General features: G+C 55.9%; 17 protein-coding genes and 3 pseudogenes. 4 read left to right on the top strand and 16 right to left on the bottom strand.

Features of this window, described 5'->3' with window-relative positions:
- Window positions 1-4: 4 nt before the first annotated feature.
- The 12 genes and pseudogenes from fabZ to rpsB all read right to left on the bottom strand — a co-directional run bounded on the left by fabZ (window position 5) and on the right by rpsB (window position 12,205).
- Window positions 5-466 carry a 3-hydroxyacyl-ACP dehydratase FabZ gene (gene fabZ / locus ACTG2S_RS06880; protein ID WP_005338559.1) on the bottom strand — a complete coding sequence of 154 codons (462 nt, stop codon included), beginning with the start codon at window positions 464-466 and terminating at the stop codon, window positions 5-7.
- A 24-nt stretch (window positions 467-490) separates the two neighbouring features.
- Window positions 491-1,510: a UDP-3-O-(3-hydroxymyristoyl)glucosamine N-acyltransferase gene (gene lpxD, locus ACTG2S_RS06875; RefSeq protein WP_088869967.1), complete on the bottom strand. Its 1,020-nt coding sequence runs from the start codon at window positions 1,508-1,510 to the stop codon at window positions 491-493.
- 3 nt (window positions 1,511-1,513) lie between these two features.
- A complete protein-coding gene (locus ACTG2S_RS06870; protein WP_005338563.1) occupies window positions 1,514-2,026 on the bottom strand; it encodes an OmpH family outer membrane protein in 513 nt (170 codons plus the stop codon).
- Between the two features lie 149 nt (window positions 2,027-2,175).
- Window positions 2,176-4,710 (bottom strand): outer membrane protein assembly factor BamA, encoded by a 2,535-nt coding sequence (gene bamA / locus ACTG2S_RS06865; protein WP_274160229.1) that lies wholly within the window; start codon window positions 4,708-4,710, stop codon window positions 2,176-2,178.
- Window positions 4,711-4,744: 34 nt separating this feature from the next.
- On the bottom strand, window positions 4,745-6,097 hold the full coding sequence (rseP, locus tag ACTG2S_RS06860) for a sigma E protease regulator RseP (protein ID WP_076492922.1): 1,353 nt from the start codon (window positions 6,095-6,097) through the stop codon (window positions 4,745-4,747).
- Window positions 6,097-7,292: pseudogene (gene ispC, locus ACTG2S_RS06855) on the bottom strand (1-deoxy-D-xylulose-5-phosphate reductoisomerase). The gene rseP and the pseudogene ispC overlap by 1 nt, the downstream one beginning before the upstream one ends.
- A complete protein-coding gene (locus ACTG2S_RS06850) occupies window positions 7,292-8,149 on the bottom strand; it encodes a phosphatidate cytidylyltransferase (protein ID WP_026034918.1) in 858 nt (285 codons plus the stop codon). The pseudogene ispC and the gene ACTG2S_RS06850 overlap by 1 nt, the downstream one beginning before the upstream one ends.
- Before the next feature lie 27 nt (window positions 8,150-8,176).
- Window positions 8,177-8,953, bottom strand: coding sequence for a polyprenyl diphosphate synthase (gene uppS / locus ACTG2S_RS06845; RefSeq protein WP_005338574.1), 777 nt, complete (start codon window positions 8,951-8,953; stop codon window positions 8,177-8,179).
- A 72-nt stretch (window positions 8,954-9,025) separates the two neighbouring features.
- Entirely contained in the window at window positions 9,026-9,583 is a 558-nt protein-coding gene (gene frr / locus ACTG2S_RS06840) for a ribosome recycling factor (RefSeq protein ID WP_005338576.1), read from the bottom strand.
- Between the two features lie 101 nt (window positions 9,584-9,684).
- On the bottom strand, window positions 9,685-10,419 hold the full coding sequence (pyrH, locus tag ACTG2S_RS06835) for a UMP kinase (RefSeq protein ID WP_005338577.1): 735 nt from the start codon (window positions 10,417-10,419) through the stop codon (window positions 9,685-9,687).
- Window positions 10,420-10,490: 71 nt separating this feature from the next.
- Window positions 10,491-11,372, bottom strand: coding sequence for a translation elongation factor Ts (tsf, locus tag ACTG2S_RS06830; RefSeq protein ID WP_005338578.1), 882 nt, complete (start codon window positions 11,370-11,372; stop codon window positions 10,491-10,493).
- 104 nt (window positions 11,373-11,476) lie between these two features.
- A complete protein-coding gene (gene rpsB, locus ACTG2S_RS06825; protein ID WP_005303470.1) occupies window positions 11,477-12,205 on the bottom strand; it encodes a 30S ribosomal protein S2 in 729 nt (242 codons plus the stop codon).
- Window positions 12,206-12,576: 371 nt separating this feature from the next.
- On the opposite strand from rpsB, the gene map reads away from it, so the two are divergent.
- The 4 genes from map (at window position 12,577) to ACTG2S_RS06805 (ending at window position 17,601) form a co-directional block, all read left to right on the top strand.
- Window positions 12,577-13,365, top strand: coding sequence for a type I methionyl aminopeptidase (gene map, locus ACTG2S_RS06820; RefSeq protein ID WP_005338579.1), 789 nt, complete (start codon window positions 12,577-12,579; stop codon window positions 13,363-13,365).
- A gap of 86 nt (window positions 13,366-13,451) precedes the next feature.
- Window positions 13,452-16,088, top strand: coding sequence for a bifunctional uridylyltransferase/uridylyl-removing protein GlnD (gene glnD / locus ACTG2S_RS06815; RefSeq protein ID WP_279497890.1), 2,637 nt, complete (start codon window positions 13,452-13,454; stop codon window positions 16,086-16,088).
- Between the two features lie 174 nt (window positions 16,089-16,262).
- Window positions 16,263-17,090 carry a 2,3,4,5-tetrahydropyridine-2,6-dicarboxylate N-succinyltransferase gene (gene dapD, locus ACTG2S_RS06810; RefSeq protein WP_005338581.1) on the top strand — a complete coding sequence of 276 codons (828 nt, stop codon included), beginning with the start codon at window positions 16,263-16,265 and terminating at the stop codon, window positions 17,088-17,090.
- Window positions 17,091-17,217: 127 nt separating this feature from the next.
- Window positions 17,218-17,601 carry a DUF3461 family protein gene (locus ACTG2S_RS06805; RefSeq protein WP_005338583.1) on the top strand — a complete coding sequence of 128 codons (384 nt, stop codon included), beginning with the start codon at window positions 17,218-17,220 and terminating at the stop codon, window positions 17,599-17,601.
- A gap of 269 nt (window positions 17,602-17,870) precedes the next feature.
- Here the strand turns inward: ACTG2S_RS06805 and ptsG are convergent, their stop codons facing one another.
- From ptsG to ACTG2S_RS06785, 4 genes and pseudogenes are all read right to left on the bottom strand, one after another.
- Window positions 17,871-19,301, bottom strand: coding sequence for a PTS glucose transporter subunit IIBC (gene ptsG / locus ACTG2S_RS06800; RefSeq protein WP_005338586.1), 1,431 nt, complete (start codon window positions 19,299-19,301; stop codon window positions 17,871-17,873).
- Window positions 19,302-19,724: 423 nt separating this feature from the next.
- A pseudogene (locus tag ACTG2S_RS06795) lies at window positions 19,725-19,901 on the bottom strand (MalM family protein); the annotation flags it as partial.
- Between the two features lie 141 nt (window positions 19,902-20,042).
- Window positions 20,043-20,417: pseudogene (locus ACTG2S_RS06790) on the bottom strand (MalM family protein); the annotation flags it as partial.
- 313 nt (window positions 20,418-20,730) lie between these two features.
- Complete coding sequence (locus ACTG2S_RS06785) at window positions 20,731-22,107, bottom strand: carbohydrate porin (protein WP_164537527.1); 1,377 nt, start codon at window positions 22,105-22,107, stop codon at window positions 20,731-20,733.
- Between the last annotated feature and the right edge of the window lie 140 nt (window positions 22,108-22,247).

Below are 22,247 nucleotides of genomic sequence, written 5' to 3'. Positions count from 1 at the left end.
TGTGTTAAACCTCGCGTTTGGCGCACATCAGCTCGGCGGTACAGACCACTTCACCGTCGACGGTGGCGACACCGGTGAACTTGGCAATACCGCGACGCTCTTTCAGGAACTCCACGTCCAGCACCAGTTGGTCACCGGGGCCGACCGGGCGCTTGAAGCGAGCGTTGTCGATTGAGGCAAAATAGTAGAGTTCGTTGGGAGACGGCTTGCCCACCATGGTAAAGGCCAGGATACCGGTGGCCTGTGCCATCGCTTCCAGGATCAGTACGCCCGGGAACACCGGCTTGGCCGGGAAGTGCCCCTGGAAGATCGGCTCGTTGAACGAGACGTTCTTGATGGCGCGCAGGGTTTTGCGCTCATCGCTGATCTCGTAGTCGTCTACACGATCCACCATCAGAAACGGATAACGGTGGGGCAGCAGATCCATGATTTCCTGGATACCCAGGCTCTTCTTTTCAGTAGTCAAAACAGTACCCTATACCAATCGTGATTATTCTTGATCCAGCTTCTTCTCAAGCTTGCTTAACCGCTTGTGCATCTCTTCGATACGCATCACCCGGGCGGCGGTCTTGCGCCACTCTTTATTGGTTTGCAGAGGGATGCCGGAAGAGTAGACACCGGGCTCGGTAATGGGTCGCATCACCATGGCCATACCGGTGACGGTGGCCTGGTCGCAGATCTCCATATGCCCGTTAAAGACGGAAGCGCCGCCAATGATACAGTATTTGCCGACCTTGAGACTACCAGCCATCACGGTAGAGCCCGCCACGGCGGTGCCGTAACCGATCTCCACGTTGTGGGCGATCTGGCACTGGTTGTCGATGATGACGTTGTCAGCAATGCGGGTATCTTCCAGCGCACCGCGGTCAATGGTGGTACAGGCACCGATCTCGACCCGGTTGCCAATGGTCACACCGCCGAGCTGGGGGATCTTGATCCACTCGCCACGCTCGTTGGCATAACCGAAACCATCGGCGCCGATCACTGTGCCGGATTGAACCAGACAGTCGGTACCCATGGTCACATTGTGATAGAGGGTGACGTTGGCCCACAGCCGGGAGCGGGCTCCCAGCCGGGTATTTTTGCCAATAAAACAGCCCGGGCCAATGCGTACATCGTCACCCAGCACGACGCCGGATTCGATCACTGCATTGGCGCCGATGGCCACTCTCTCGCCCAGTTGCACGTCAGCCGCGATAACGGCGCTCGGATGGATATCCGTGGCCGGCTGCGGGGTGGTGTCCAGCAGTTGGGCTACCCGGGCAAAGCCCACATAGGGGTCTTTGAGCACCAGGGCATTGGTGGGACAAAATGGCAGATCCGCTTCGGTAATGAGCACGGCAGTCGCCTTGCTCTGCTCCAGATAGTGCCGGTACTTTTTGTTGGACAGGAAGGTGATATCCCCCTCCCCGGCCTTTTCCAGTGTCGCTACCTTGCGGATTTCCAGGGTTCCGTCGCCATGGACCTGGGCCCCCAGTTGCTGGGCCAGCTGTGCGAGAGTGAATGCCATCAATTAGTTGCTCTTGCTTACCTGAGAAATAACCTGGCCGGAGATGTCCAGCTTGCTGGCGGCATACGGGGCGGCATTGCGCTCCAGCACCAGATCGTAACCATTGCTCTTGGCGATGGAATCGATGGCAGCCTGTACTTTGGTCAGGATCTTGTTGCGCTCTTCGGACTGACGGCGGCCGTTGTCCTGCTCAAAGGCTTGACGCTTCTGGTTGAACTCCATCTGCAGCTTGGCCAGCTTCTCCTGGTTCTGCTTCTTCTGCTCGGCGCTCATGAAGGCTTCATCCTTGCGGAACTTCTCGACCAGCTTCTGGCCTTCCTGTTCCAGCTTCTGCAGCTCACGCATGCGCGGCTCGAATTCACCTTTCAGCTTGGCTGCAACGGCTTCACGCTGTGGCAGCTTTTGGAAGACTTCGCCCATATCGACCACGGCGATCTTGGTCTCAGCGAAGGCAGAACCCATGCCGGCAGCCATCAGTGCAAAGCTCAAACCAGCTACTTTCAACGCTTTATTCACACTTACTCCTTGTTCCCTCATGGCGAGGGCTACCTGATTTACCCGATTATGCAAGCGGCGTTAGGACCGTCTTGTTACCTGGTGAGGCACGCATACCGCGCGTCCCATCATTGAAGACCCCCACCGCATGGGTGGGGGCGAAACTCTGCTTAGAAAGTACGACCGATGTTGAAGGAGAAGAACTCGGTGCGATCCCCTTCGTATTTCTTGATCGGCTTGGCCAGGGCGAACACCAGCGGACCCATCGGCGAGAGCCACTGCAGGGAGACACCGGCAGAGACCCGGATATTGCCCGGGCTGGAGTAGTCCTGGCTCAAGTAATTGCAATTAGAACTGGCGGCACAAGGATATGCCCCGTTGGCAAAATCAGTGCTCCAGACAGTACCTGCATCGACAAATGCGGTGGTACGGATCTGCGGACGATAAGTCTCGGAGACGAACGGGGTCGGGAAGACCAATTCAAATGACGCAACGGCTAAGGCATTCCCCCCTACAGAGGTATCGGAACCTTCGTACAAGCAAGAACCGTCAGCATTTGTCTGACAGGTCGGACTTTGCCCAGCAACACTTGGCTTGTTATAGACCTTGTAGACCGCCTTAGGACCAATGGTATTGCTCTTGAAGCCCCGTACCGTATCGAAACCACCGGCATAGTAGTTCTCGAAGAACGGCAGCATGGGATCATCACCATAGCCATTACCGTAGGAGATACGCCCCTTGCCGATCATCACCCAGCTATGATCCGCATCGAGCGGAAAATAATGGGCATCTTCGGCAGAGAGCTTGTAGTACTGCAGCTCCATGCCCGGCACAGTCACCTTGGCGTTGACACGCTGACGCTCACCGGCGGTCGGGAACATCCCCTTGTTCAGGGTGGAGCGGGTCCAGCCAGCGGTCAGATCGACGGTCACGAAGTCAAGGTTGGCGCCATCCTGTGAGTAGATATTCCAGAACTGATCCATCTGCACCGACTGGCGATTATCGTTCCACTGGTTCCAGCAATAGTCAGTATTATTCTCATTTTCCTTCAAACACTGCGCATAATTCTGGGCATTAAAAGACGGACGGCTCAGCTTGGTGCTCTCGATACCGGTACTGAAGTCGAGACGGTTGAACTCGTTGACCGGGAAGCCGCTGGAGAGACGGAAACCGATGGTTTCATTCTCGTAATCGACGATATCGGCATCATCGGCGCGGAACTGGTTGTAGTAGACCCGACCACCCAGGCTGACACCATCCACGGTGAAGTAGGGGTCGTTGTAGCTCAGGTCAACGTTCTTGGAGTAGTCGTTGGTGCTGGCATTGATGGAGACCTTTTTACCGGTACCCATAAAGTTGTCCTGGGAGATCCCCGCCTGCAGGCTCAGACCCGATTCGGTACCGTAACCGATACCGGCGTTGATGGAGCCTGCTGGCTGCTCCTTGACCTTGAAGTCGAGGTCAACCAGATCATCGTTGCCCGGCACCCGCTTGGTGTCCACTTCGACGCTCTCGAAGTAGCCAAGGCGGTTGAGACGGCTCTTGGACTGCTCGATATTGTCGGAAGAGAGCCAGGTGCCTTCCATCTGGCGCATCTCGCGACGCAGCACCTGATCTTCGGTGGTGGCATTACCGCTGAAGTTGATATTGCGCACATAGACACGGGGGCCCGGCTCAACGTTGACGATCAGCTCCACTTCCTTGGTTTTGTCATTGATCTGCGGGAAGGTGACCACTTTCGGATAGGCGTAGCCGTAGCGGCCGAGGAACTTGGAGAGCACCTCTTCGGTATGAGTCACCTGGCTGGCGGAGTAGGTGCTGCCGATGGCGATCGGGATCAATCCCTTCATCTCGCCACCGCGATCGATCAGGTCACCCTTGAGCTGGACACCGGAGACCTTGTACTGATCCCCTTCCTTGATGTTGAGGGTAACGTAGACGCCCTTCTTGTCGGGGGTCATGGAGACCTGGGTAGACTCCTGCTGGAAGCGGATATAACCGCGGTCCATGTAGTAGGAGCGCAGGGTCTCGATATCACCGGCCAGTTTCTGCTTCTGATAGCGCTGGTCGGCGGTAAAGTTCCACCAGGGCACTTCGTCGCGCAAAGAGAGCTGGGCAATCAGCTTCTCTTCAGGGAAGACGCTATTGCCGACGATGTTGATCTGCTGGATCTTGGCCGCTTCCCCTTCCACGAAGGTGAACTTGAGGTCGACCCGGTTACGCGGCAACGGGGTGACGATGGCCTTGACCTTGGCGGAGTATTTACCCACGCCATAGTAGAAATCTTCCAGTCCCTTCTCGAGGGAGGTGAGCACGGTGCGATCCAGCGGATCGCCCACACGGATACCGGAGGACTCCAGACTCTGGGTCAGTTGCTCCTCTTTGATATCCTTGTTGCCGGCAAACTCGATGCTGGAGATGGTCGGACGCTCCTTGACCATCACCTGCAGCACCTGGCCGTCACGGTAAACCTTCACATCCTCGAAGTTACCCGAGGCATAGAGCTTTTTGATGGCGCTGGCCAGAGCCACGGAATCGACGGTATCACCGACCCGGATCGGCAGGTTCAACAGTGCGGCACCCAGGGTCACCCGTTGCAGACCTTCGACCTGGATATCTTGCACCACAAAAGAGGCAGGGGCCGCCTGGGCCAGGAAACTGGCACCCAGCAGGCAACTCAACACCAATGCTTTTTTAACAGCCATTTTGTTCTTATGTGTCCTTGTTGATGCTCTGGCCTCAGAGGCGAGCGAAATCGTTAAACAGCGCAATGCCCATCAATAACATCAGAATGGCGGCGCCGATCCTGAAACCCACTTCCTGTATTTTCTCTGATACCGGCTTGCCGGTGACAGCTTCGATCAGGAAATAGACCAGATGGCCACCATCGAGCACCGGCAGGGGGAACAGATTGATAATTCCCAGGTTGACGCTGATCAGCGCCAGAAAACTCAAGAAATAGACCAGACCATAGTCGGCACTGCTGCCGGCGCCCTTGGCAATGGAGATGGGGCCGCTCAGGTTGTCCAGCGACACGATGCCACCGATCAACTTGCCAATCATGTCAAAGGTGAGCGTGATCAGGCTCCAGGTCTTGTCCGCGCCATGCCACAGCGCCTGTAAAGGCCCATACTGTAACAGAATTCGATATTCATCCGGTAATGGAACCAGTTGCGGCGAGAGACCGACGAATCCTACCAGCTTGCCCTGCACCTTGCGGCTATCCGGGGTCAGGGTCACGTTGAGATCACTGTTGTTGCGCTCAACCACCACTTGCAGGGGTTCGCCCGGAGCCTGCTGCACCAGCTCGACAAACTGGGCCCACGCGGTAATAGGCTGATCGCCGACCTGTTTGATACGGTCACCAACCTGCAGCCCCGCCTTTTCACTGGCACTCTTGGTCACCACGGCAGCCACGACTGGCAGCACTTTGCCACTCAAGGGGACAATTCCCAAACTGCCGATGGGCGACTCTTTATCCGGATCGAAGGTCCAGCCGGTCAGCGACAAGGTTTTATCGGTAGCATAGCTGGTATTGGGTGCCTGCACTTTCAGGGTGACTGCATCATCACCCAGATGGCTGATAAGGGCGTAAGTGACGCTCTCCCAGTCACCGGTCTGCTCATCGCCGACCCCGACAATCTCCATCCCCGGCAGCACACCCGCCTCGGCAACTATGGATGCAGGACGCACCTCACCGATCACCGGCTTGACGCTCGGCACCCCGATGATAAACATCAGCCAGAGGGCAAACAGGGCAAAAACGAAGTTGGCCATGGGGCCCGCGGCAACAATCGCCATCCGCGCCCAGACACTCTTGTGGTTGAAGGCATACTGCTCGTCACCGGGCTTGAGTTCATCGACCCGGCCATCGAGCATCTTGACGTAACCACCGAGGGGGATCAGCGCCAGCACATATTCGGTGCCATCTTTACCCATCCGGCGCCAGATCGCCTTGCCAAAACCGATGGAGAAGCGCTCAACCTTGACGCCACAACGACGGGCCACCCAGAAGTGACCAAACTCGTGCACCGCGACCAGCAGGCCCAGCGCAACAACAAAGGCACCGATATTCCACAACACACCGCCCATCAGCCAAGCTCCTCAATCAAAGTGTGAGCACGGGCTCTTGCCGCACCGTCCAGGGCAAACAGATCATCGAGCGAGCCGATGGCGCAGCTCTCCAGCGCCAGCATCACGGCCTCGTTGATCCGGGCAATATCCATAAAACCGATGCGCCCGGCCAGGAAGGCGGCAACCGCCTCCTCGTTGGCTGCATTGAGCGCAGTGGTCGCCGCTTGTCCCTTCTGGCAGGCATTGATGGCCAGCGCCAGACAGGGGTAGCGATCATAATCAGGCCGGATAAAGCTGAACTCTCCGACACTGAAGAAATCCAAAGGTTCCACACTGGAGGGGATGCGATTGGGATAAGCCAGCGCATGGGCGATGGGGGTACACATATCCGGATTGCCAAGCTGAGCCAGCACGGAGCCATCCTTGTACTGCACCATGGAATGGATCACCGACTGCGGGTGGATCACCACCTGGATCTGCTCGGGCGCCGCATTGAACAGCCAGCGCGCCTCAATGTACTCCAGCCCCTTGTTGATCATGGTGGCGGAGTCGACCGAAATCTTGGCCCCCATCGACCAGTTGGGATGAGCGATGGCCTGCGCCGGCGTCACCTTCGCCAGCTCGCCGATCTCGGTGTAACGGAACGGGCCGCCGGAACCGGTCAGCAAAATCTTGCTGATCCCCGCCGCCGCCAGATCGCAAAAACCGGGCTGGCGCTGCACGGCGGTCGGCAGACACTGGAAGATGGCATTGTGTTCGCTGTCGATAGGCAGCAGCTCGGCGCCATGCTCGCGCACGGCTTCCATGAAGAAAGCACCGGACATCACCAGCGCCTCCTTGTTGGCCAGCAAAATACGCTTGCCGGCACGTACCGCAGCCATGGTCGGGGCCAGACCGGCCGCACCGACGATGGCGGCCATCACGCTATGGGTGTCGGGGTGAGCGGCCACATCGCAAAGGGCTGCTGCACCAGACATGACCCGGGTCGCACTGCCATGCGCTTTCAGACGGGCAGCCAGCTCACGGGCGGCCTCCTCATCGACCATCACGGCAAAACGGGGGAGAATTCGAGGCAGTCCCGCAACATTGCATCCACGTTGCGGGCGGCGGTCAACGCCAACACTTGCCAACTGCCCGGGTTATGGCGCAGCACTTTCAAGGTACTCTGACCGATGGAGCCGGAGGCCCCCAGAATAACCAGTGACTTGTGCATCAAAACTCCTGACTGAGTAGCAGATAACTGAGCAGAAACACCGGCAGGGCGGCGGTCAGGCTGTCAATCCGGTCGAGAATGCCGCCATGACCCGGCAGCAGAGTGCCGGAGTCCTTGATGCCTGCTTCGCGCTTGAACATGCTCTCGGTCAGATCGCCGAGCACAGAGGCCAGCACCGCCAGCAGAGAGCAAAACAGCACGGTGATCATCTTGGCAGGAACAAATCCCATCGACCAGGTAACGCCGATGGCCAGCAGGCTGGCGGTAAAGAGGCCGCCACACATTCCTTCGATGGTTTTGCCCGGACTCACAGCCGGTGCCAGCTTGTGCTTACCGAACGCCTTGCCGAAAAAATACGCGCCAGAATCTGCCGCCCAGACCAGTCCCATCACGAACAACAGGATCCAGGCGCCCATCATGGGGTCATGGTAAAAGTTGTAACCACGGATGGCGACCAGCGACCAGAAGAAAGGAACCAGGGTCACCAGACCAAACAGCGACTTGAGCCAGATAGACTCTTTCCACAGCTTGGCGCTTTGGGGATAGCGCAGCACCAGCAGCAGACCCAGCAGCCACCAGCTTACCGCGGTCCAGAGCACGCCCATCACGAGGGGGTGCAGATGGGGCGTCCAGAGTTGCTCCACCGGCAGCCAAAAGAGGCTGGCACCGAGCAACAGACAAAATACGATGGGTAACCATTGTTGCGGAGCAGCAGAGACAAACCCACTCCATTCGCGACTGGCCAACAAAAACACCAGCGCAGCCAACAGGGCAAAAAATTTCAATGGCAGAAAGAAGAGCGCCCCCAACACCAGAGGGATCAACATCAAAGCAGTAATAATTCGTTGTTTTAGCAAAAGAAACCTCTCTCTTGGGAGCGGGGTTTAGCCGGTCTGCTGCTCGGCGATCAATTCCCGTATCTGTTCACCCGTGCAACCGAAGCGACGCTCGCGGGCAACGAAAGAGGCGACCGCCTCACTGAACTCGGCCTCGTTGAAATCGGGCCACAATACCGGGGTAAAATAGAGCTCGGCATAGGCGAGCTGCCATAACACAAAGTTGCTGATGCGATGATCGCCACCGGTGCGGATCAACAGGTCCACGGGTGGCAGATCGGCCATGCAAACCTCGCGGGTCAACATGGATTCATCAATGTCGTCAGCGGCCAGTTCACCGGCCGCCACTGCTTTAGCGAGCTTGCGGGCCGCTTGGGCGATATCCCACTGGCCGCCATAGTTGGCCGCAATGTTCAGGGTCAACCCCTTGTTATTGGCGGTCAAGGCTTCCGCCTTGGCGATTTTGGCCTGCAACCGCTCACTAAAGCGAGCAGTATCGCCAATCACCTTGAGCCGGATCCCGTTGTTGTGCAGTTTCTGCACCTCACGACCCAGCACTGTGATGAACAGTTCCATCAAGGCACTGACCTCCCCTTCCGGGCGGCGCCAGTTCTCGCTGGAGAATGCAAACAGAGTCAATGCCTCGATCTTGGCACGCGCAGCAAAGGTAACGGCCTCGCGCACTGACTTGACGCCCGCCTTGTGGCCATAAACCCGCATCTTGCCTCGGTTCTGGGCCCAGCGACCGTTACCATCCATGATGATGGCGACGTGACGGGGTAAAGACGAGTTGGCACAATCACCCAACGCAGCCAAAAGCGACATGTAATTCTCCCACAAAGACAAAAGCGCCGTGCAGGGGCACTACACGGCGCTCGTAATATACCTTTCAGACGGTTAGATTTCCATTAGCTCCTTCTCCTTTACGGCAAGGGCCTCATCGACCAGCTTGATGTAGGAGTCGGTCAGTTTCTGGATCTCTTCCTGAGCGCGACGGTCGTCGTCTTCGGAGATCTCTTTGTCCTTCAGCAGCGCTTTCAGATCAGCGTTGGCGTCACGACGGATGTTGCGCACGGCAACACGAGCGTTTTCCGCTTCGGCACGGACGATCTTGGTCAGGTCACGACGACGCTCTTCGGTCAGCGGCGGCAGCGGCACGCGCAGGGTCTGGCCATTGCTGGACGGGTTCAGGCCCAGATCGGAGGTCAGGATCGCCTTCTCTACCGCCTGGATCATGGAGCGGTCAAAAATGGAGATGGAGAGGGTGCGAGCATCTTCTGCCACGACGTTGGCCAACTGTTTCAGCGGAGTGGCAGCACCGTAATACTCAACCTGGATGCCGTCGAGCAGGCTCGGGTGAGCGCGGCCGGTACGGATCTTGGACATTTGAGTCTTGAGCGCTTCTACGCTCTTGCCCATACGGTCCTTGGCGTCGTTTTTAATCTCGTTGATCACAGTGGTTTTCCTTTTGGCGAACGAGCCGCTACACGGCCCGTGTCTATCTTATTTACTGATGTGATGGATAGGATAAGAGCGCCAGGTGGCTCACTTTTATCTTATTTACCAACGTGGTGGATCAGAGTGCCTTCCGGTTCACCCATGACAACCCGGCGCAGGGCACCCGGTTTGTTCATGTTGAACACGCGGATCGGCAGATCATGGTCACGTGCCAGGGTAAAGGCAGCAAGATCCATCACCTTGAGCTCTTTTTCAAGAACTTCATCATAACTCAGTTCATGATACAGCACGGCATCCGGATTCTTGACCGGATCTTCGTTGTATACACCATCAACCTTGGTGGCTTTGAGCACCACGTCGGCTTCGATCTCGATCCCGCGCAGGCAAGCCGCAGAATCGGTAGTGAAGAAGGGGTTGCCGGTACCGGCAGAGAAGATAACGACTTTACCAGCACGCAGCTGGCTGATTGCCTCGGCCCAGCTGTAGGAGTCACAGACACCCTGCAGGGAGATGGCAGACATCAGACGGGCATTCACATAAGCACGATGCAAGGCATCACGCATGGCCAGACCGTTCATCACGGTTGCCAGCATACCCATGTGGTCGCCCACCACGCGGTTCATGCCCGCTTTGGCAAGACCGGCACCACGGAACAGGTTGCCGCCACCGATGACCAGACCGACCTGAACACCCAACTCAACCAGCTCCTTGATCTCTTGGGCCATACGCTCCAGCACCGCCGGATCAATGCCGAAACCCTCGGATCCTTGCAGGGCTTCACCACTCAACTTCAGAAGAACACGTCTGTATGCAGGTTTGGGATTGGTACTCATGTCACTGATTCCTGGTCATATAAAGACCGCGACATAAGTCGCGGTCTGGGGAAACGGAAAAACCGGTTCGATTAGGCCTTTTGAGCGGCCGCGATTTGGGCTGCAACTTCAGCAGCGAAATCGGTCTCTTGCTTCTCGATGCCTTCGCCCACTTCGAAACGGGTGAAGGAAACAACGTCAGCGCCTTCTTTCTTCAGCAGCTCGGCAACGGTCATGGAAGGATCTTTCACGAACGGTTGGCCAGTCAGGGAAACCTCACCGGTGAACTTCTTCATGCGGCCTTCAACCATCTTCTCGGCGATCTCTTTCGGCTTGCCGGAGTTGATGGCGATGTCGATCTGGATTTCGCGCTCTTTGGCAACGACTTCAGCAGACACGTCTTCAGGCTTGACGAATTGCGGGCTGTTGGCAGCAACGTGCATGGCCAGATCTTTGGCCAGCTCGGCAGAACCACCGGTCAGCTTGGTGATAACACCAATGCGGGAACCGTGAACGTAGGTACCCAGGTTGTCACCTTCAACCAGCATCACGCGACGCAGGTTCATGTTCTCACCGATCTTGGCGATCAGGTTGGTGATGGTCAGCTCGACGGATTCGCCGTTACCGAAGTCAGCGGCTTTCAGCGCGTCAACGTCAGCAATTTTCTGGGTCGCAGCGATGTCAGCGATCTTCTGGCCCATTGCCATGAAGCTGGCATCTTTGGCGACGAAGTCGGTTTCGCTGTTCAGCTCGATCATGACGGCAACGTTGCCTTCGGTGCGAGCAAAGATAACGCCTTCAGCGGCGATACGGCCAGCTTTCTTGGCAGCTTTGGCCTGACCGGATTTGCGCATGTTCTCAATTGCCAGCTCGATATCACCAGCAGCTTCTTCCAGTGCTTTTTTGCAATCCATCATGCCAGCGGCGGTGCGCTCGCGCAGTTCTTTTACCAGGGCGGCAGTAACGTTAGCCATGTCCAGTATCCTCGGTCTTGAATTGACAAGAAACAGGGGCCATAAGGGCCCCTGCTAACCAATTACATCAGCTTGGTTAATAAGGGCTTTACAGTCCTTATCAATTACTCAGCTTCAACGAAGCCATCTTGTTCGGCTTGAACAACGATGTCCTGAGCGCGAGCTTCCAGTACGGTGTCAGCAGCAGCATTCAGGTACAGCTGTACGGCACGGATAGCGTCGTCGTTACCCGGGATGACATAGTCAACGCCGTCCGGGTTGGAGTTGGTATCAACGATGGAAACTACCGGGATACCCAGGTTATTGGCTTCTTTGATAGCGATATGCTCGTGGTCGGCATCGACAACGAACAGAACGTCAGGCAGGCCGCCCATGTTCTTGATACCACCCAGGCTCTTCTCCAGCTTTTCCATTTCGCGAGTACGCATCAGCGCCTCTTTCTTGGTCAGCTTGTCGAAGGTACCGTCTTGGCTCTGGGTTTCCAGATCTTTCAGGCGCTTGATAGACTGACGAACGGTTTTCCAGTTGGTCAGCATACCGCCCAGCCAGCGGTGGTTTACATAGAACTGGTCGCAACGCTCAGCGGCTTCTTTTACGGCTTCAGACGCGGCACGCTTGGTACCAACGAACAGTACCTTGCCTTTCTTGGCAGCTACGGAGCTGATGAAGTTCATGGCATCGTCAAACATCGGAACGGTTTTTTCCAGGTTGATGATGTGAACTTTGCTGCGAGCACCGAAGATGTAGGATTTCATTTTCGGGTTCCAGTAACGAGTCTGGTGACCGAAGTGAACGCCGGCTTGCAGCATGTCGCGCATAGAAACTTTAGCCATTTTATACCTCTGTATTGGGGTTAGGCCTCCACACATCCCATATAACCGACCCGTTAAGGCACCCCGGCATATGTGTCGATGTGTGTGTGTTGTTTAAGTAAGGGTGATGAAATCGGGACGCAAGTTCCCCATTCCGGCGCGCTTTATACCATAACTTTGTTCAGGACACCACCGGCCGACACCCTAAACAGGTGTAAATATGGATCCCGCCAGAGGATGCTGCGACGCCGATTTGACGTTGTGATGACAATCACACTGGAAGTACGCGGGGGTTGCGGATAAAATTTTGCCCTGATTGCAAACGCATCTATTTTTCATTACCTGTCCTGTCTGCCCTCGCAGGCCCAGCGGCAGGCCGCAAGAGAGATCCCATGTCCATTAAAATCAAGACACCGGAAGAGATTGAAAAGATGCGCGTTGCCGGCCAATTGGCCGCCGATGTGCTGGTCATGATTGCGCCCCATGTCAAAGCTGGCGTCACCACTGACGAACTGAACACCCTCTGCCACGACTATATTGTCGACGTACAACAGGCGGTTCCAGCTCCGCTCAACTACCACGGCTTTCCCAAATCCATCTGCACCTCGGTGAACGATGTGATCTGCCACGGTATCCCGAACCACAAGAAGCTGCGCGATGGCGACATCATCAACCTGGATATCACCGTCATCAAGGATGGTTACCACGGCGATACCTCGGCCATGTTCATCGTGGGTGAAACCACCCCGCTGCGCCGCCAGCTCTGCAAGGTTGCGCAAGAGAGCCTCTACGCCGCCATCAAGAAGGTGCGTCCGGGTGCCTGCATTACCGAGATTGGTGCCGTCATTCAGCCCATCGTCGAGAAGGCCGGCTTCTCCGTGGTTCGTGACTACTGCGGCCACGGCATCGGTGCCGAGTTCCACGAAGAGCCGCAGATCCTCCACTACCGCAACAGTGGCAAGCTGGAGCTGAAAGCGGGCATGTGCTTCACCATCGAGCCCATGGTCAACAGCAAGAAGTATCACTGCAAGGTCAATCCGAAGGATGGCTGGACCGTGACAACCAAGGATGGCGGCGACTCCGCCCAGTGGGAACACACCCTGCTGGTGACCGAGGATGGCTGCGAGGTGCTTACCCTGCGCCCCGATGACACTATCGACCGCTTCATCAAACACAGCTAACATCGAACCCCGGCCCTGAACTTCCAAAGCGCCGGGGTTTTTATTTCTGTTTCAGCCATTTGCCTGCCACTTGCGTGTGAGATGCCATGGACGCCAGCCTGCTTTCCCCCCATTTGTTACCCGATGACCAGCTCACTCGCGACAACTGCAAAGAGTACCTGAGCCGCTTTCTCGGCTGGCTGCACGCCCGTTTTGATGCCGGCGACAACATCATCGAGCTGGTCGCCACCCGCTCCGAGTACATGGATCAGTTGCTCTGCCGGCTGTGGCAGAAGTTCGGCTTCGACAAGAGCGACCTAACCCTGATCGCGGTGGGGGGCTATGGCCGCGGCGAGCTGCACCCCCACTCCGATATCGACCTGCTGATCCTCTATGACGGCGACGAGCTGGACGAGGTGTTGGGACTGCGCATCGGTGAGTTCATCACCTTGCTGTGGGATCTCAAGCTTGAGGTGGGTCAGGCGGTACGCAACGTGGCGGAGTGCATCGAGCAGGGTAAGGCCGACATCACGGTGGCCACCAACCTCATCGAGGCGCGCTACATCACCGGTCGCAAGGAGGGGTTCCGTCAACTCAAGGAGGCCACCGGCCCCCAACACTTCTGGCCGAGCGAAGCCTTCTTTCGCGCCAAGCGCCAGGAGCAGGCGGAGCGTCATCAACAGTTTCTCGGCACCGCCTACAAGCTGGAGCCCGATCTCAAGAGCAATCCGGGCGGTCTGCGGGATATTCAGACCCTTGCCTGGGTCGCCCGCCGCCACTTTGGCGCCACCACCTTGTTCGAGATGACCAGCCACGGCTTCCTCAACCGGGCCGAGTACCGCGAGCTGCTCGACTGCCAGAATTTTCTTTGGAAAGTGCGCTTTGCCCTGCACATGGCGATCAACAAGGGAGATAACCGCCTGCTGTTCGATCGCCAGCGCACCGTGGCCCAGATGCTGGGGTTTGAAGGGGAAGGCAACACTCCGGTCGAGCAGATGATGAAACGCTTCTACCAGACGGTGCGGCGGGTCTCGGAGCTTAACGAGATGCTGCTGCAGCTGTTTGACGAGGCGATCCTCGGCAACACCGCCATGGATGTGCGCCGCCTCTCCGACGAATTCCAGATCCGTGGCCGCCTCATCGATGCGGTGGATGCGGAGCTGTTTAGCCGTGAACCGGCCGCTATCCTGCGCCTCTTCTATCAGATGGCCCAGCATCCCGAGATTGCGGGTATCCACTCGGCAACCTTGCGCCAACTGCGCGAGGCGCGCCGCAAACTCAACTGCTGGTTGCAGGATCTGCCCGACTGCCGTCGCCTCTTTATGGCGCTGCTGCGCCACCCCAACGGCATCGGCCTGCCGCTCACCCTGATGCACAAATACGGCATCCTCGCCGCCTATCTGCCCCAATGGAACCTGATCGTCGGCCAGATGCAGTTCGACATGTTCCACGCCTACACGGTGGATGAGCACACCCACCGGCTGCTCAAGAACATTCACCAGTTCCCCAATCCGGCCAGTCGCCAGAGCCACCCGCTCTGCCACGAGGTCTTCACCCGGCTGCGCAAACCGGAGCTGCTCAGCATCGCCGCCCTGTTCCACGATATCGCCAAAGGGCGGCGCGGCGATCACTCGGAACTCGGCGCCGTCGATGCGCTGGAGTTCTGCCAGCTGCACGGTCTGGATCGCTACGAGAGCCGACTGGTCGCCTGGCTGGTGCGCCACCATCTGCTGATGTCGGTTACCGCCCAGCGCCGCGATATCTACGATCCCGACGTGGTCACCGACTTTGCCCAGAAGGTGCGCGACGAGCAGCATCTCGACCTGCTCTACTGCCTTACCGTGGCCGATATCTGCGCCACCAACGACACCCTGTGGAACGACTGGAAGGGCACCCTGCTGCGGGAGCTCTACTTCGCGACCCAGAAGGCGCTGCGCCAGGGGTTGGAGAACCCGCCCGACATGCGGCTGCGCATTCGCGAAAACCAGCGTCAGGCCAAGCAACTGCTTGCGCAACGGGATATATCGGAAGAGGCGATCAATCAGCTCTGGGCCGATTTCAAGGCCGACTACTTCCTGCGCCACAGCCCGGAGCAGATCGCCTGGCACTGCCGCCACATCATCGAGCATGGCGACAATCCGGCACCGCTGGTGATCATCGGCAAACACCCGACCCGCGGCGGCAGCGAGGTGTTTATCTACTGCCGCGACACGCCGAATCTGTTTGCCACCGTTGCCTCGGCGCTGGATCAGAAGAACCTCAACATCCACGACGCCCAGATCATGAACTCGCGCAGTAACTATGTGCTCGATACCTTCGTGGTGCTGGAGCCGAGCGGCGACCCCATCAGCCCCAACCGCACCGCCACCATCAAGAAGGCGCTGGAGAAGGCGCTGCAGGAGCCGGGCAAACTGGTGCTGCGCAACAAGCCGCTGTCGCGGCGCCACCGCCAGTTCAGCGTGCCGACCCGGGTGGTCTTCCTGCCCCATAAAGGGGAGAGCCGTCACACCCTGATGGAGCTGACGGCCCTCGATACTCCCGGCCTGCTGGCGCGGATCGGTGCCGTTTTCCAGCAGTGTGGACTGTCGCTGCACGCCGCCAAAATTGCCACTTTCGGTGAGAGGGTCGAGGACTTTTTCAGCCTGACCAGCCTCGATGGCGAGCCATTGACCGCCGAGCAGCAAAAACAGCTGGAAGAGCGACTGGTACACCAGCTCAACCCCCAGCAGTCGGTACTGGATTAAGCGAAGAGTGATTCGAAAGAGGCTGGTTGTTGGGCGTTTTTTGCCATACCAAACAACTGGTTGGCGCACACCGGATGAAGAAATGGCCGCTGGCCGGAAGAATTCCGGTCAACCCCTTAAAAACAGTCGGAAAAGTGTGATACAACAAACAGAATTTTTTAAAGGAAACCTGTCATGACCGAGTTGCAACAGATCATTGAAGCGGCCTTCGAGCGCCGCGACACCATTACTCCGGGCTCCGTGGATAGCGCCACCAAGTCCGCCATCCTGCAAGCCATCGACCTGCTGGACTCCGGCAAGGCACGGGTTGCCGAGAAGATCGCCGGTGAGTGGGTTGTCCATCAGTGGTTGAAGAAAGCGGTACTGCTCTACTTCCGCATCAACGACAACGGCATTATCAAGGGCGACGATGCCCAGTACTACGACAAGGTTCCCCTCAAGTTCTCCAACTACACCGCCGAGCAGTTCAAGGAAGCGGGTGTGCGCGTGGTGCCGCCGGCAACAGCCCGCAAAGGCTCCTTTATCGCCCCCAATACCGTGCTGATGCCCTCCTATGTCAACATCGGCGCCTTCGTTGACGAAGGTACCATGGTCGATACCTGGGCCACTGTCGGCTCTTGCGCCCAGATCGGTAAAAACGTGCATCTCTCCGGCGGCGTCGGCATCGGTGGCGTACTGGAGCCACTGCAGGCCAACCCGACCATCATCGAAGACAACTGCTTTATCGGTGCCCGCTCCGAAGTGGTTGAAGGGGTCATCGTCGAGGAAGGTTCCGTCATCTCCATGGGCGTCTTTATCGGCCAGTCCACCCGCATCTATGACCGCGAAACCGGCGAGATCCACTACGGCCGCGTACCGGCTGGCTCCGTGGTCGTCTCCGGCTCCCTGCCCTCCAAATGCGGCAAATACAGCCTCTACGCGGCGGTGATCGTCAAGAAGGTCGATGCCAAAACCCGCGCCAAAGTCGGCATCAACGCCCTGCTGCGCTCCATCGACGAGTAATCAGCATTGCTGTGATGAAAAGGGCGCCTGATGGCGCCCTTTTGATTTTGGCGCCCCTGTCACAGGCAAGCCATGAGGCATCGGTTAAGATGGATGGGACAGGATCGTTTCAAACCGAGGAAGCCTGATGTACGAGAATCTGAAGAGCCTGGGGATCCAGGATCCCGCCTCCGTCGACAGCTATACCCTGCGCCAGGAGGCCAACCACGACATCCTCAAGATCTACTTCAAGAAGCAGAAGGGCGAGTTCTTCGCCAAGAGTGTCAAATTCAAGTATCCCCGCCAGCGCAAGACCATGCTGGTCGACTCCGGTACCCATGAGTACAAGGATGTCACCGAGATCAACGCCAACCTCAAGTATGTGGTGGATGAGCTGGACAACCTGACCCAGGGCGTCCATCAGCAAGCCGACCCGGACATCAAGCAGAAGATCCTGCGCGACCTGCGCCATCTGGAAAAAGTGGTACAAAACAAGATCAGCGAAATCGAACGGGATCTGGAGAAACTCTAACCCTCCCCCTCTTGCTTAAAGAGCGCCCGATGTGGCGCTCTTTTTATTGGCTGACTTTATATAGGTTTATCAGGTGATGACATGCGATAAGTCGAGCGAGGCACACCAGCGGTTGTGCCGACATAGGGCATCCCGTTACACATCGCATCTTGGGTAACGAGACTCCTGCCGAGTTCGACCTGCTGTGACTCGCACGCTCCATAACCACAAATAGCAAGAGGGAGGCTTTCGCCTCCCTCTTCAAACACGCTGATATTCAGGCAACAGAATTAGTTGCTCTTCATCCAGATGTCCATGTCGGTTTTCAGGTTGTCGGACTTGGTACCGAAGATGGCTTGAACGCCGGAACCAGCCACTACCACACCGGCAGCACCCAGTTTCTTCAGACCAGCCTGGTCAACCTTGGCAACATCTTTCACACCAACACGCAGACGGGTGATGCAGGCATCCAGAGAAGCGATGTTCTCTTTACCACCGAAGGCGGCAACCAGAGCAGCAGACATTTCGTCTTTGCCTTGGCCAACGGCCTCTTCAGCAGTCTCGTCTTCACGACCCGGGGTTTTCAGGTTCATGGCACGGATAACGAAGCTGAATACCACGTAGTAGATGGCCGCGTAAACCAGACCCAGACCTACCAGCAGCAGCATGTTGTCGGCACGCGGAGATTGCACCACGAAGTCGATGAAGCCGTTGGAGAAGGTGTGACCGTGTACGATACCCAGAGAGTTGGTCAGCACATAAGCCAGGCCAGCCAGTACAGCGTGGATTGCGTACAGAACCGGAGCGATGAACAGGAAGGAGAATTCAATCGGCTCGGTGATACCGGTCAGGAAAGAGGTCAGGGCTGCAGAGGCCATGATACCAACGATCTTGGCGCGGTTTTCCGGCTTGGCAGCGTGAGCGATGGCGAACGCAGCAGCAGGCAGACCGAACATTTTGAACAGGTAGCCACCAGCCAGCTGACCGAAGCCGTTACCGGCAGCGCGGGAAGCGTCATCAGCAGTCAGGAAGCAGGTCATGATACCGTGAACAGTTTCACCGGCACCGTTGACGCAGGTACCCGCCTGATAGAAGAACGGTACGTTCCAGATGTGGTGCAGACCGAACGGGATCAGGGAGCGCTCAACCACGCCGTAGATACCGAAAGCCAGTACCGGATTCTGGTTGGCAGCCCAGTCAGAGAAGGCACCGATGGCGCCACCCACTGGCGGCCAAATCACGGACAGGATCACACCCAGACCGATGGAGAGGAAACCGGTGATGATGGGTACGGCACGTTTGCCCGCGAAGAAGCCCAGGTACTCTGGCAGCTGGATCTTGTAGAAACGGTTGAAGGCCCAGGCAGCGATACCACCGGCCAGGATACCACCCAGCACGCCGGTTTCGATGGTTTCAACACCCATCACAGGTGCCATGACCTTCAGGGTTGCAACCATGATGCCGTAGCCAACGATGGCAGACAGACCGGATACACCGTCGTTATTGGTAAAGCCCAGAGCAACACCCACTGCGAACAGCAGGGCCATCTGGCCAAATACGGAACCACCGGCTTGCTCCATCAACTGGGAGACAATTTCCGGCATCCAGCTGAAGTGGGCAGCACCCACCCCCAGCAGAATACCTGCGACTGGCAAGACTGATACTGGCAGCATCAGCGCCTTACCAACCTTTTGCAGATTAGAGAAAGCATTTTTGAACATTGTGTGCGCTCCTGAATGGATTGTCGTCCCTGAACGATCTATCTGGATGAAATAAGGACTGATTCATTCAGATATCTTCGAGTCGGGCTTGTTTATTTTGACCATCAGAATATAACCCAGCGGGTCATAAATTGCTGCTTTCGAAGGCGGGGGAATATTGAATTTGGAGGGAAGATCACAACTTGTTTAGCGGCTAAAAAACGCCTCTAATATGGGTTAATAATCCGCATTATCACTTTATTACAAAGACATATAAATAGCAGTTTCACTTTGTATTTTAATAATGCCGTTTGCATCTAACGGAAACCAATTGTAACCAAACGTAACAACTTGATTTTTATTTATTACAGTCTACCGATTAAAAAGGCCTCCAACAAGGGAGGCCTCAATAAATATATCTGACCAGTAAATGGTCGTATTATTCTATTTTTGCGACCGCTTGACCGCATCAATAAACACGCTTTTTGCCTTGGTTGAACCAGCCCGCTCGGCCTCGTTCACCAGCTTCATCGCCTTGTCGATATCCCCCGCCTTGACCGCTTTTTCGATCTGGCTCTGGTAGAAGGCTTCTGTTTCACTCAGCATGGCAGGTGCTGAAGTTGATGCTGGTAACACAATGGCACTTTTGCTATTGCCTACGGTAGGCTGAGGTGAGGGAGTGATGGACTGGTTTTGCACTGCACCTAATGACATTACCTGCCCTGAACTCAAGAGCTGGCCAGATGAACGCACCGACAGAGCTAAATTACCAGACATGCTATGTGAGAACACAGGATCAGCTTCCACCGGCTCGGCCAAGCCAGTCTCCTTTGCCCATTTTCTTGCCGCAGACATTACCTTAGTCTCACCCTGACGACTTTTGGGGTCCGCCTTGATAATCATAAACTCAGCCTGCTGGCCAGATGACGCTTGGTCTAAGGTAATATGGCTATCCAGGGAAATACGACGACCGATGCTGCCATAAACGAGCTGGAATTGCTCAGCATTGACTTCTTTTATAACCCTTAGCTTTTTGTCTAAAAAAAGCACACTTGGCAACATGATGCTATCAGTGAAATAAGACTTAAGCATGATATCTATTTGGCTACGCTGCTTGGGCAGCTGAAAGGCTTTGAAGTAAGATTTGCCATCATTGAAGTCAAATACAGGCGAAGAAAATCCAAGACTACTTCCAGAGTGCTGTCATCATCTGGCAATGCATCAAGGGGCATCTGAGCAAAATCCGTGCAACATGCGGGAGACGCCATCAAGGTAGCGAATCCAGAATCCGGAATTGACTGTGAGCTATGACTGGCACACCCACCCAACAGCAGAACTCCAGCCACGATCACTGCCACTTTCGTGTTACGTCTCATAATAGCTATTCCTTTAAATCAAGAAGCGACGCATGAACATGCGCCGCTTCTTTTACTGTTAGCTGAGCATCAGCTTAGAACCATACTTCAGCTTCAACCCCGAAGAACACTTGTGAGGTAGACAGCTTGCCGTTGTCTTTGGTGGAGTCAATGCTGATCGCACCAGAGGCATTTTCGTCGCTGGATTTCACCCAGGTCACGAAGGGTTTGATCTGTGGACGTCCCCAGTAGTCTGCATCAACAGTGAATGCTGTAGCTACTTCCAAAGCATAGAACTGGGTATTTACATCCGTGCGACCCCACTGCGCTTTACCATTCTGATCTTCAACTTTCTCGTTCGCATAAGAACCGGTCAGGATCAAACGCAGATTGTCATTGATCTTGTAGGATGGCTGCAGGGCAAAGATGGTACGGGCAACATTTAGATCAGCACGGGGATCAGCCCAGCTCACATGTTGTGGAGCCCAATAAGTCAACTCACTACCAAGCTGCAAGCGAGGAGCCACTTCTGCAACACCATAAGAGGTGAAGAACAGCGCGCTGGAGTCTTTACCAAAGCCACCGTTCCAGGAACCGAAGTTAACCCCACGATTGGAGGCCATACCTTCGCCATAAGCGATAGCCGTTTTGGACCAACCTTTAAAACCATAATAATCACGGTTATAGGCAATAGAGGCACCAACACCGGTATCAGCATTGATGGTGTATTTTCCGGTCACCGGATCTCTGTTTGATGCGGCATCAGCATCGGTATTAGATTGCTTCATCCCCTTCAAATCGAAGTCGAAAGTGCCACCAAGAGCTTGCAGACCATAATAATAAATATTCAGTGACGTAGCGGTGCGATTTTCACCGGTTTTGCCGAAGTCATGGCTATTACGAACTTGGCCTGCATCATCAGCTGATACCACGGCCATACCAAAACCACCATTCTGGAAACCAGCACCGACACCGGAAGATTGCTTCCAGAACTCTTTGGTCAAGATCCCTTGTTCACGGTTCAAATAACGTTGACCTGCCCAAATCTTGGTATCCTTATCAAGGAAATCAAAACCAGCCAGCTCCACATAGGCTTCTTTCATTTCAAATTGGGCATCATCACGCTTTGTCTGCAGTGAGCCTTCAGAGGAAACAAAATAGCCAGTGTCACCTGCATTCTGGTTACCATATTCGGCACGAGTGACAAACTCACCCTTTACACCATTTTTGCCTTCAAATTTCTTTTTTACAGACAACTCGACCTGGTTGGCATTTTCATCCATAGAGGTCACAGTACGGTAGTCCTGTTTCCCCAAGGTGTTCATTTTACTGGCGCCATCGCCATTCCATTGACCACCCAGACGACCATAACCATGTACTTCCCAACCATTATCTGCGTCAGCAGCAACAACAACACCGGAAGAGAGCGCCATACTTACTGCGGCAGCTATCGGAAGCCATTTTGCATTCATTGTCATTTTCCTTTTCCCGCTGAGGATGAGTGATGTCCTAATAATCAAGGCTTAGCCAGTAGATATATCCAAGTGACAAGCAGATGCGATTATATGGAGCATGCCATCTGGGTGATATGACAACACTCACAAAATGAACG

The organism is Aeromonas sp. 82P (assembly GCF_051919365.1).
GTDB lineage: Bacteria > Pseudomonadota > Gammaproteobacteria > Enterobacterales > Aeromonadaceae > Aeromonas > Aeromonas veronii.
This window is presented reverse-complemented; position numbering and strand designations above follow the sequence as displayed.